The 12159-nt window shown below is 53.2% G+C and carries 9 protein-coding genes and 1 pseudogene; 5 read left to right on the forward strand and 5 right to left on the reverse strand.

Annotation, left to right across the window (positions count from 1 at the left end; all coding sequences use genetic code 11):
* Nucleotides 1–2: 2 nt before the first annotated feature.
* A pseudogene (locus F3I20_RS21350) lies at nucleotides 3–910 on the reverse strand (LysR family transcriptional regulator); the annotation flags it as partial.
* A 95-nt stretch (nucleotides 911–1005) separates the two neighbouring features.
* On the opposite strand from F3I20_RS21350, the gene F3I20_RS21355 reads away from it, so the two are divergent.
* The gene (locus F3I20_RS21355) at nucleotides 1006–1860 is read left to right on the forward strand and encodes an aldo/keto reductase family oxidoreductase (protein ID WP_150014360.1); all 855 of its coding nucleotides are present in this window, start codon (nucleotides 1006–1008) and stop codon (nucleotides 1858–1860) included.
* 32 nt (nucleotides 1861–1892) lie between these two features.
* On the opposite strand, the gene F3I20_RS21360 is transcribed toward F3I20_RS21355, so the two are convergent.
* From F3I20_RS21360 to F3I20_RS21375, 4 genes are all read right to left on the reverse strand, one after another.
* Entirely contained in the window at nucleotides 1893–3392 is a 1500-nt protein-coding gene (locus F3I20_RS21360; RefSeq protein ID WP_150014358.1) for an alpha/beta hydrolase, read from the reverse strand.
* A gap of 18 nt (nucleotides 3393–3410) precedes the next feature.
* A complete protein-coding gene (gene pagP / locus F3I20_RS21365) occupies nucleotides 3411–3971 on the reverse strand; it encodes a lipid IV(A) palmitoyltransferase PagP (protein ID WP_150014356.1) in 561 nt (186 codons plus the stop codon).
* 302 nt (nucleotides 3972–4273) lie between these two features.
* On the reverse strand, nucleotides 4274–5725 hold the full coding sequence (locus F3I20_RS21370; protein WP_150038503.1) for a sugar porter family MFS transporter: 1452 nt from the start codon (nucleotides 5723–5725) through the stop codon (nucleotides 4274–4276).
* Nucleotides 5726–5930: 205 nt separating this feature from the next.
* The gene (locus tag F3I20_RS21375) at nucleotides 5931–6827 is read right to left on the reverse strand and encodes a LysR substrate-binding domain-containing protein (RefSeq protein WP_150014352.1); all 897 of its coding nucleotides are present in this window, start codon (nucleotides 6825–6827) and stop codon (nucleotides 5931–5933) included.
* 197 nt (nucleotides 6828–7024) lie between these two features.
* On the opposite strand from F3I20_RS21375, the gene F3I20_RS21380 reads away from it, so the two are divergent.
* The 4 genes from F3I20_RS21380 to F3I20_RS21395 are packed head-to-tail and all read left to right on the forward strand — an operon-like array spanning nucleotide 7025 to nucleotide 10994.
* Nucleotides 7025–7774 carry an SDR family NAD(P)-dependent oxidoreductase gene (locus F3I20_RS21380; protein ID WP_150014350.1) on the forward strand — a complete coding sequence of 250 codons (750 nt, stop codon included), beginning with the start codon at nucleotides 7025–7027 and terminating at the stop codon, nucleotides 7772–7774.
* Between the two features lie 54 nt (nucleotides 7775–7828).
* Nucleotides 7829–9127, forward strand: coding sequence for an MFS transporter (locus F3I20_RS21385; protein WP_150014348.1), 1299 nt, complete (start codon nucleotides 7829–7831; stop codon nucleotides 9125–9127).
* A 12-nt stretch (nucleotides 9128–9139) separates the two neighbouring features.
* A complete protein-coding gene (locus tag F3I20_RS21390; RefSeq protein ID WP_150014346.1) occupies nucleotides 9140–9982 on the forward strand; it encodes a transketolase in 843 nt (280 codons plus the stop codon).
* 1 nt (nucleotide 9983) lies between these two features.
* Nucleotides 9984–10994 carry a transketolase family protein gene (locus F3I20_RS21395; protein ID WP_150014344.1) on the forward strand — a complete coding sequence of 337 codons (1011 nt, stop codon included), beginning with the start codon at nucleotides 9984–9986 and terminating at the stop codon, nucleotides 10992–10994.
* The last annotated feature ends 1165 nt before the right edge of the window (nucleotides 10995–12159 follow it).

Raw genomic sequence — 12159 nt, forward strand, 5'->3', positions numbered from 1 at the left:
GGTTTTTCGCGCGCGTTTGTTTCGCGCACAAAATCGATAAACGCCTGAAGCGGAGCCGGAATCAGACGGCGATCGTTGTAGTAAAGCCACGGGCCGGAAAAGGTCAGCCACCAGGGTTGCAGCAGCGGTTCCAGCTGGCCGCTGTCCAGGGCCGGTCTGAGCCACTCATCAAACAGATAGATCACCCCGCTTCCGGCAATCGCGGCCTCTACAGCCAGATCCATTGCCCCGCCGACGGTCACCACCAGCGGCCCGCGGGTTTCAATGCTTATCTCTTCTCCGTCGCAGCTGAATGTCCAGTCAGCCATGATGCCGCTGGCATAACGGCCACGCAGACAGCGATGATGGATCAGATCGCGCGGGTGATCGGGTCGGCCATATTCCGCAAGATAAGCAGGAGACGCGGCCAGCGCGAACCGCTGCTGCCGGGGGCCAATGGGCATCGCCACCATATCCTGCTCCAGCCGCTCGTCATACCGAATTCCGGCGTCGCAGCCGTCACGAAAGACATCCTGCACGCTGCTCTCCGCCACGATTTCCAGCTGGATATCAGGATAACGTCGCAGAAATTCCGGCACCAGCCCGGGCAATACCAGCCGGGTGGCACTGACCGGGACATTCAGCCGCAGCGTGCCGCCTGGCGTGTTGCGATAGCGATTCACCGCATCCAGCGCAGCATTAACTTCATTCATAGCAGGCAACAGACGTTCCATCAGTGCCCTGCCCGCTTCAGTTAATACTACCGTGCGTGTCGTCCGGTGAAACAGTCGGATACCCAGTTGCTGTTCTGCCGCCGCACCGCATCGCTCAGGCGTGACGCGTTGCTGCCTGTAATACGCGCGGCTTCCCGGAATCCTCCCGCTTTCGCCACTGCCACAACAGCATCCAGCAGCGCCATATCAATCGCCATTGTGCATCACCCCGTACAGTCTGTCCTGATTTCTCCGGATAGTTGCACAGCTGAATCACCGTTACAATTAATCTACATTCACGCAGGAGGTTTTCATGTCAGATATCACCATGACTTATCCGTTAGGCGATCGTGAAGTTAACCGTCTCGGCTACGGCGCAATGCAGCTGGCCGGGCCAGGCGTGTTCGGGCCGGTAAAAGATGAAGCCCGGGCAATGCAGGTTTTGCGCGACGCCATCGCGTCGGGCGTCAATCATATCGACACCAGCGACTTTTATGGCCCACACGAAACCAATCAGTTAATCAAAAAGGCGCTCCATCCGTATCCACAGGATCTGACAATTGTGACCAAGGTGGGTGCCCGCCGCGATGCAAAAGGCGGCTGGCTGGCGGCGATGGAACCTGAAGCGCTGACCCAGGCGGTGGAAGATAACCTGCGCAATCTGGGGCTGGACGTGATTGAAGTGGTGAACCTGCGCAGTATGCTGCATCCGGCGAAGCCCAAAGAGGGCTCTCTGGCTCCCCAGCTGGAGGCGCTGCTGACATTACAGGCGCGCGGACTGATACGGCATATTGGCCTGAGCAATGTGACCGCCACACAGATCGCTGAAGCCCAGGCGATAACGCCCATTGTCTGCGTGCAGAATATGTATAACCTGGCACATCGACAGGATGATGAACTGGTGGATCAGCTGGCGCAGCAGGGCATCGCTTACGTGCCGTTTTTCCCGCTCGGCGGCTTCTCCCCATTACAGTCGGATCGGCTCAATGAGGTTGCTGCGTCCCTGAATGCGACGCCGATGCAGGTCGCGCTGGCCTGGCTGCTAAGGCGCTCGCCCAATATTCTGTTGATTCCCGGTACGTCCTCACCGGAACACCTCAAAGAGAATCTGGCCAGTGGCAGCCTGCACCTGTCGGATGAGGTAATGGAAAAGCTGAACACGATATAAACCCAGGCCCGCATCATGCGGGCCTGGTTGATTCAGAAACTGCTGAGGCAGGTCGCCAGTTGCGGCTTATCACTGCAACCGATGTGGTGATCGATTCGGTTAATCATGTAGGGGTAAAACGGGTTAGAAGTCGCGCGCATAATTGAGTCCAGTCCCACAATCAGCACCGCACTCTCGCCGCGCAGTGACAACGTACCAAAACTGATACCAAACTCATTCTTCTTCGCAGGTGCACTGCCGTAGAGACCATCCTCAGCCGGGAACGGGATCGCCACGTGCGAGAGCGAGTAAAGACCGGCCGGATAGTTGATTTCCAGTGGCTGGATTCGCTCCATAATCTCACCGGCAGGCACGCTTTTAGTCACCATTTCCAGCGACGTGGCGGCAGCATTGGTGATCACTGTGGAAGAATAATGCCGACGGGCCGCGGGTAAGAGCTGATTCACTGCCGTGTAAGAGGAGTGACGGAATAACGGGCTGACGCTGACGGCCTGATTGATATCGAACAGCACCAGCTCACTGCCGTTTTCTGGAAGATAATTGTATAACAAGCGAATCACCGACGGCGTGCTGACGGTAGAGTCCATGACCGACTGAAAGGTCAGTACTGGCGGGAAGCCGGACAACTGCTGATTACGTGCGTAGTGCTGGATCTCTTTCTGTAGCGCCTGCGTCAGCAGATAGGTCTGCCGGGCAGCGTGCACCGGAAAAGAGTTATATTTAAACGGATTAAACTCCGGCACGATATTCAGCCAGGCTGTTTTCGAGAAGGCCGGAAAAACAGAGGGCAGTCCGGCAATCCCGGCAAACCGTGCAAAACGGGTGACACCGATCATCGGCGATAACAGAATCAGCTGCTGCGGACGACGCAACGTGGCGTCGCCCAGGCTGTCGAGCGCATATTTTACCGCCAGCGCCCCGCCGTTAGAGAATCCTACCAGATGCAGCGGTGTCCGGGTGCCCGCCAGACGGGTTGCTTCGCGCACCGCTAAGCGTGTAGCCGCCATCCAGTCCTGCCAGTCCACATCAGTCAGGCCAGCAGGCACCGTGCCGTGCCCCGGTAACCTGATCGCTACGGCCACATAACCCTGCTGGCGATAGGTTTCTGCGATATGACGCAGACTGTAGGGACTGTCGGTCAGACCATGCAGTAAAACGACTGCACCACGGGGCGTGCCCGCCGGACGCAGAATATAGGAACGGTTCCAGTCCTGCGCAAAATGGCCCGGATAGATCATGCTGCCGGAGAAATATCGGTTGAGCGGGGTTTTCTCATCCGCATCCAGTTTTTCAGTGACCTGCTGCTTCATCTCATCAAACAGATGATTTTCGGCGTTAAGATAATCGGCGTAACCGGCTTTATCGAGCTGTTCAACTGTCAGCTCATGTGGGATCCAGGTATGCCAGCGATGTAATTCCGGACCACGTTCCGCCTCATAGATGCGAATGATTAATAGCAGCAGTAACACCAAACCTACGACAATCATTGAACGCCAGAGTCTGCGCGTGGCAGTTTTAAACTTCCGGGTCATAAATCCTTTCCTGAAAAATTAAAAGGCAAAGCGAAACCACGCGAACAGCACATTGCCGTTATTGTAGGTACCGGGAATGTAAGTGAACTGGACATTCACCGCTTTGTAACCAGCAGAGAACAGCGGCAAAATAATTGGCAGCGGAATATAGTTTCCAAAGTCTTCACGCGCAGTGATACCCGCTGTTAATCCGGCACCGAGCCGGAAGTCCTGACCGGGTCCTGGATACCATCCCTTCTCCCAGCCATAACCGATAATGGGCTGCCACTCATTGTGCGAATCTTTAAACGCCATCGCATAAAGCGCACTCCAGTTGCCGCTATCGCTATAGCGGGAAACGCCCAGACCACCGCCCCAGGGATTCTCGTTATAGTTATCGGTTTTTTCTTTGTCATACATAAAGCGAGCGTGCCAGCTAATAAACGGCAGGTAGAGATCGGTGTGCTGAGGCGTCTTCCAGGTCTGTGCAACATCGTCAGTGAATCCATTCCACCAGGACGAAACCGGCGCATTTTCAGCATGCAATGGCGTGGCAATCAGCAGAGCAGCAGCCACTGTCACAGAGTTTGATATGTTCATGGTGCATCCCGGTCAGCATGCGGAGCAGATGAAAAAGGAGTATAGCGCAGAGTCAGATTCAATCTTTGTCAGCGGTCATGGTTCGCTTAAACGACTGTTTCAATCGTCAGCGACAGCGGAGGGTTAGGCCGGATTCTGGCGATTTCAGCCTGAAATCGCCAGGCATGTCCGGAAACCCTTCCGCAAAATCGTGCTGATTACAGTGAATGAAACGGCTTATCTGACAGAAAGTGATACGACGCAAGGGGGCAGAGAAGGGAGAGAAACCGGATTCAGCCGACGGGCCGAATCCGGTAGAGGTGTTAACAGGCTTCAGCCTCCTTCGGCTTTTCACCAAACTTCTCTTTCATGTGTGACTCAATCTCTTCCAGACTTTTACCGCGCGTCTCGGGCACCATCGCCATCACGAAGATTAGCGAGCCAACGTTAATCGCGGCAAAGATAAAGAAGGTAGTGCTGCCGGCATACTCCATGATCGGTGGAAAGCCGAATGCGACCACAGCATTGAAAATCCACTGAAGTGAAACAGCGCCACCGGTTAACACGCCACGCAGCTGCATCGGGAACAGCTCGGACATCATCAGCCAGTAGACCGGCGAGATGCACATCTGCATGCAGAACAGGAACAGCAGAATACAGCCCAGGGCGAGATAACTCTGCATCAGGCTCGAACTCATAAAGGTCATGACGCTGCCCAGCAGGATCTGTGCCGTAATCACCAGACACAGACCGGTGATAAGCATGGTACGACGCGGGAAACGGCTAATCGCCCAGATACCGACAAAGGTCGCCAGAACAGAAACCACACCGTTACCGATAGTCGCGGCAATGGAGGCGCTGGTGCCCAGACCGGTCGACTTCAGGATGATCGGCGTGTAATACATGAAGCCGTTAACGCCAGTAAACTGCGCGACAAAGCCGAGTCCGACACCAATAATCATCAGGCGGTTAACCCATTTCTCGCGAATCAGGGTTTTCGCATCCGGCCCGCGTTCTGCTGCCTTTGCCTGCTTCTTCATCTGCGCCATCTCATGACGCACTTCACGCGGCGTTTCACGCAGATACTTCAGAATCTTCTTTGCCTCTTTCAGACGCCCTTCTGCCACCAGCCAGTGTGGTGAAGCCGGAACGAAGAAGGTGCCAATAAAAAGAAGAAAACCAGGCACCATTGCAATGGCCAGCATATAGCGCCACAAATGCTCATCGTGCAGCAGATAGCTCAGCAGCGTACTGGCGACATAGGCGATGAGCTGTCCGGTGACAATCATCAGCTCATTGCGGCTCACCAGCGGTGCGCGAAGACGTGGCCCGGCAATTTCGGCAATAAACACGGGCACGGTTGAAGAGCCACCGCCGACAGCTATTCCCAGCAGGAAACGCATGGCTACCATCACATTGACGGAAGGTGCCAGTGCCGTACCGAGCGAACCCAGAACAAAAATGACCGCCAGGGTGCGAAGGGTAATACGACGGCCAAAACGATCCGAAAAGAAACCACTGAGGAAAGAGCCGATAGCGGCACCGAACACCAGCGAAGAGGCAACCAGCCCTTCCGTAAATGAGTTAAGTCCAAGCCCCCCCTGGTCGGGTGGTGAAGTCATGTAAGGTAATGCACCCGAGATAATCCCGGTGTCATAGCCAAAAGCCAGCGCGCCCATGGTGGCAACCAGCACCACTAAAAAAATGCGCTGGCGTACCGTATCCGCAGGCGCGTGATCGCCCGCTTCCCCAGCGTCTGGTGTATTTGTACTCATAATATTCCTGCCATTAATAAGTTAAACATCCGTTTGATTAAATTTCATACGGAATAGAAAGGGAACATATTTACCGATTGGGTAAAGAAGTGTAGACGGTATTTAAACGTTAGCTTTGGGAATGCGACTTTAATGGTGTGAATAATTACCCGCAGAAATAACCCTCCGTCATAGTGACGGGCCGGCATTTATTTTAACATCAGCTTTACGTTCTGAGTTCTTCCTGTATCCAGCTCAGGAAATGTGCAACACGAGGAAATTGTGCAAATCCACGCGGAAAGACCAGATGGTGGGCGCTGACGGGCAGGCTATGCTGCTCAGTCAGCACTCTGACCAGTTTCCCGCTGCGCAGATAATCCTCTGCCAGCAATTCACTCTCAAAAATAAGACCGTGTCCTAACATTGCTGCTTCAAGACTCATATAAGAGCGATCAAAACGAAATAACCACTCCTTATCCGGCTGAGGTAGTTGCTGCGACGCAAACCACTGCGGCCATTGAATGAGCGGTGACTCGGATAATATCAGCGCGTGATGCATTAAATCCGCAGCCTGACTGACAGGGTGCTGTTTCAGATATGCTGGCGAGGCCAGCACCGACATTTTTTCATGGCGGATAGTTTTAATCTCAAATGCGTTCCAGTCCGGGAAGCCGTGACGTATCGCAATATCAATATTGTCCCGGCTAAAAGAGAGATTTTCATATGAGCAGGAGAGAGTAAGCTGAAAATCCGGATAGCTGTTGCGGAATTTATGGATGCGTGGCAACAGCCAGAGCAGACCGAAGCTGGGTGCGCAGTGGATCCGGAGGTTACTGCGCGCTTTCTCATTACTGATGCGCGCCGTGGCCTGCGCCAGGCCCAGCAGTATCGGGCCAATCTCCCTGAGGTAATGTTCGCCTGACAGCGTTAACGCTACGCCTTTTGCCGAACGATTAAACAGAATACAGCCCAGTTCCCGCTCCAGTTTAGCCAGCTGATGACTGGCTGCCGAGGGGGTAATATTTAATTCTTCTGCCGCCCGCGCGACATTACCAAAATGGGCCACCTGCTCAAAAACCTGCAGTGATTTAATTGAAGGTAAGTGCTCCGACTGCTTTTCCATCCGCCTCTCCACACTGAAATTCTGTGATGTGTGCCCATTTTTAAATCGCAGATTTGTTAACTGCATCAAACCAACAAATTCATTCAGCATCAAATGAATTTTACTGCATTGCCAATATTATGCGCTTTATCAATTCTGATCGTGACCCTACCGGTAGCGATACCGAACCACTAATAATTATTCTTCTGGAGTGGACAATGTTACTTGAAAACAAAGTTGCGATTATCACAGGTGCCGCTTCTCAGCGCGGCATTGGACGAGCCACAGCCGCCTGCTTTGCTCAGCATGGCGCACGCGTGGTGATACTCGATTTAGATTTACAGGCTGCTCAGGCCAGCGCGCAATCGTGTGGCGACGGGCATCTCGGCCTGGCCACCGATGTCACCGATCCGCTTTCTGTTCATCGTGCTATCGATCAGGTACTTGAGCACTACGGCCGTATTGACGTGCTGGTCAACAATGCCGGGATCACTCAGCCGGTTAAAACACTGGAAATTGGCATCGAAGATTACAACCGCATTCTGGATGTCAATCTGCGCGGTACTCTGCTGATGTCTCAGGCGGTTATCCCGACGATGCAGCAGCAAAAAAGCGGCAGCATTGTCTGTCTGTCATCGGTATCAGCTCAGCGTGGCGGTGGCATTTTCGGCGGCCCGCACTACAGTGCGGCGAAAGCAGGCGTGCTGGGCCTGACAAAAGCCATGGCACGCGAGTTCGGTCCGGACCAGATTCGTATCAATGCCCTGACGCCCGGTCTTATCCAGACCGATATCACCGGAGGCCTGTTACAGGATGAACGCCGCCATGCCATTCTCGATGGCATACCTCTCGGCCGCCTCGGAACCGCCAGCGATGTCGCTAATGCGGCACTCTTCCTCGCCAGCGATCTCTCCGGTTATCTCACCGGCATCACGCTGGATGTGAACGGTGGCATGCTGATCCATTAATCAGCGCCCTGCCCTGCCCGCACACCTTGCGGGCTAACTTCGGGAGTGAACACCATGACCACGCTTAATCTGAGCGCAACCTCTGCTGCGCGCGATATCACCTATCGCAAAATTGCCTGGCGACTGATGCCCTGGCTGATGCTCTGTTATCTCTGCGCTTATCTTGATCGTGTGAACGTTGGCTTCGCAAAATTACAGATGATGGATGATTTGTCACTCAGCGAAACGGTCTACGGACTGGGTGCCGGGATCTTTTTCATCGGTTACTTCTTTTTTGAAGTGCCCAGTAATCTGATTCTGCATCGGGTCGGTGCACGCCGCTGGATTGCCCGCATTATGATTACCTGGGGTGTTATCTCAGCTCTTTTTGCCTTTGTTGAAACTGCATGGCAGTTCTACCTGCTGCGCTTTCTGCTTGGTGTGGCAGAGGCCGGACTTGCACCCGGTTTACTGCTCTACCTGACCTACTGGTTTCCCTCTCACCGTCGCGCTCGCATGACGGTTCTGTGGTTTGTCGCGATTCCACTTTCCGGGATGATTGGCGGTCCGCTCTCTGGCTGGATCATGGCGACCTTCGCAGGCTTTCACGGATGGGCGGGCTGGCAATGGATGTTTGTGCTGGAAGCTATCCCTACCCTTGTTATGGGATTCGTAGTGCTGCTGGTTCTCAAGGATCGGGTGGAGCAGGCAGAGTGGCTGGATGACGATGAGAAACGCCAGGTGCGTGCCGACCTCGACGAAGATAATCAGCAGAAAGCCTGTCATGGCACGGTGAAAGCCTTTGTTGCTGACCGTCGTCTGTGGCTGCTGGCGCTGATTTATTTCTGTGTGGTGATGGGCCAGTATGCATTAACGTTCTGGCTACCGACGCTGGTAAGAAATTCAGGCGTCAGCGAGCCTCTGCATATCGGATTACTGACCAGTCTGCCTTACCTGTGCGCCATTATCTTTATGCTATTGGCTGGACGCAGTGGCGATCGTCATCGTGAACGTCGCTGGCATCTGATTGTTCCGATGCTGATCGGCCTTTCGGGACTCACGCTGGCAACGCTGCTCAGCCATAACGTTTCCCTGTCACTGCTCTCCCTCTGTATTGCCGCTGCGGGCATTCTTTCCGCCTCATCACTGTTCTGGATGCTACCGACCAACCTGCTGGGTGGCGTCTCAGCTGCCGCAGGCATCGCTGCGGTGAACTGCATTGCCAATCTGGCCGGTTTTTTCTCGCCGTGGCTGATTGGTTCAATCACCACGGCAACCGGTTCCCCCGCGTCGGGAATGTATTTTATTGCTGCCGTTCTGCTGGGTGGTGCGCTATGCGTACTGCGCATTCGGGCTGCGGATGTTAATCGTTAATCTGGAGGTTATATGACTGACTCTCATCACAGTTCACACACGCTCTCATTACCGCAGCGTGCCATGAATATTCGCCGTCATGCCTTATTAATGGGGCAGATACAGGGACAGGGCTATATCGGTCAGGCACTGGGTGCAGCTGATTTACTCGCTGTCAGCTATTTTCACGCCATGAATTACCGCGCCGATGAGCCTGAGTGGGAAGAGCGCGATCGCTTCTACCTGTCGATTGGGCACTACGCTATCGCGCTTTATGCTGCGCTGCTGGAAGCGGGCGTCATACCGGAAGAGGAACGGGAAACCTATGGCACCGATGAGAGCCGCCTGCCGATGTCCGGCATGGCCGCCTACACCCCAGGCATGGAGATCACCGGGGGTTCATTAGGTCAGGGACTGGGTATAGCCGTGGGTGCCTGTCTGGGGCTAAAGCAGAAAGGCTCCCAGGCGCGAATCTATAACCTGCTTTCTGACGGCGAGCTGAATGAAGGTTCAACATGGGAAGCGGCCATGTCAGCCTCACACTGGCAGCTTGATAACCTGATCGCCATTATTGACGTCAACAATCAGCAGGCTGACGGTCACAGCAGCGAGATTCTCGCGTTCGAACCGATAGTGGATCGCTGGCAGGCTTTTGGCTGGTATACCCAGCGCGTTGATGGCAACGATATTGCTGCTTTGCAGAATGCCTTTGACGCAGCACGCAGCTGGCCTGAACCGCAACCGCGCGTCATCATCTGCGATACCCGAATGGGTAAAGGCGTGCCGTTTCTTGAGAGCCGTGAGAAAACCCATTTCATCCGTGTTGATGCCGATGAGTGGGACAAAGCCCTGACCGCACTTGAGCAAGGAGTATGATATGAGTTCACAACCGCAAAAAAAACGTCTGACCACTTCCGCCATGATCGCCTCGATTGCTGCTGAGGGTCAGCCCACGGTTTCTGCCCCCTTCGGGCATGCTCTGGTGTCACTGGCAGAGAAGCGATCCGATGTGGTCGGTCTGACGGCAGATTTGAGTAAATATACCGACCTGCATCTGTTTGCGGAGGCTTTTCCACAGCGCTTTTACCAGATGGGAATGGCAGAACAGTTATTGATGAGTGCCGCAGCGGGAATGGCGCGCGAGGGCTTTATGCCTTTTGTCACCACCTATGCCGTATTTGCTTCCCGTCGCGCCTATGATTTTATCTGCATGGCCATCGCCGAAGAGAATCTGAACGTCAAAATTGCCTGTGCGCTGCCGGGCCTGACCACCGGTTATGGGCCAAGCCATCAGGCGACTGATGATCTGGCAATTTTTCGCGGTATGCCAAACCTGACAATCATCGATCCCTGCGATGCACTGGAGATTAGCCAGGTCATCCCGGCGATTGCCGAACATCAGGGGCCGGTTTACCTGCGCCTGCTGCGCGGTAAGGTTCCGCTGGTACTGGATAAATATGATTATCGCTATCAGCACGGTAAGGCCCAGCGTCTGCGAGCGGGCAAAGATGCAGTTATTATCAGTAGCGGATTAATGACCATGCGGGCACTTGAAACCGCTGAAGTGCTGGAAAAGCAGGGCATTGAGGTTGGTGTGGTTCACTCTCCAGTGATTAAGCCTCTGGATGAAGAGACTATCCTGCGAGAGGCAGGGGAAGCGCTGCATCATAACCAACTGGTTATCACAGCAGAGAATCATTCAATCACGGGCGGGTTAGGCGAGGCAATTGCGGGCCTGCTAATGCGGAACCGTGTGACGCCACGCTTTAAGCAGATTGCCCTGCCGGACGCATTCCTGGCTGCAGGCGCTTTACCGACGTTGCATGACCGTTATGGCATCTCTACCGATGTGATGGTCAGGCAAATAACAGCCTGGCTTGAAGCCTGATTCATAACAAAACCGGGCCAGGCCCGGTTTTATATCGCTTTTTGCGCACCCGATAGCTATGCTGCTATCGCCTCCCTCATACGCATTCTGCAGGCAACGTAACGATAGCCGTGCTCAACGCTGGCTGCGCATCAACAGATTCTGATGAGTCCGCCAGCCGTTTATCTATATCGATAATCCTCTTTAACTCCCCTTGACTGTAAACAGCTTTCCCGTCAGTTATATCCCTTTCCTGAGTGGCTCGATTATCGTTTTCTACCGTTGAGTACATTCTTTCATCTGCTTTACTCAATACAGTGAATCTGTCTGAAGTAGCCGATTTCAGATCACTGGCACCTTCACAGTCCAGCTCATGTCGTTCGCATCAGCAGAAAAATAGTTTTTGTCAGATGCAAAAGTTATCCACTTTTTCTGTGGATAAGTGAGGGATATTTTCTGAGTATCTTTTTTCACTCCTGGAAGATGCCTTTGCTGTTAGCAGGCTGCCCTGCAATTAAGATCTCTATAACGCAGTTATATGTCGTAACCAGGATGATTTTTAGCAGGACGCATGGCGATTTCAGGCTGAAATTCACCGTATTTTTACAGTATAAACAGTAACTTAAGCGATAAATTTCGCTGGCGGATAGCTTAGCTGTAAAAGGAGTCTCAAAGAAAGCATTAGCCGATATAAAGCATTTGTGCAGGAACTGAGGTCTGGTGAAAAGTAACTGGTTACTAATGAACCAGCACCTGAAAATCTTTACTTGCAATTTGTGATCGCTGAATGCAGACAGGCAGTATCAAAACCCTCAAGAAGTGACAGCAGAATTTGAATCCGCTTTTGCCCTTACAGACAATTCATGCATTCAAAGGCAGCCGAGAACGCTGGCGAAATGTTCCGGAGGAATGGCGATTTCACAGGAATTAAATCAAATAACACCCCATATAATATTAATAAATTCAGCATCTTAGGTCTAATAATATCATTGAAAACCTGGCGATTTCAGCCTGAAATTTTGTTTTACGTATCTTCTAAGCGTCTTCAGTTAATTATGTAGTAAAAATCCGCCTTCATAGAAGGCGGCTTTGTTTTCCGCCCCATAGGGGCGTACTAAGTTCGGACTCTTAGAGCCCTCTCTTCACACCTCATGAAGCGACAGTTGTTTATCTTCAACTTCATGCT

The organism is Candidatus Pantoea gossypiicola (assembly GCF_008632075.1).
Classification (GTDB): Bacteria; Pseudomonadota; Gammaproteobacteria; order Enterobacterales; family Enterobacteriaceae; genus Pantoea; species Pantoea gossypiicola.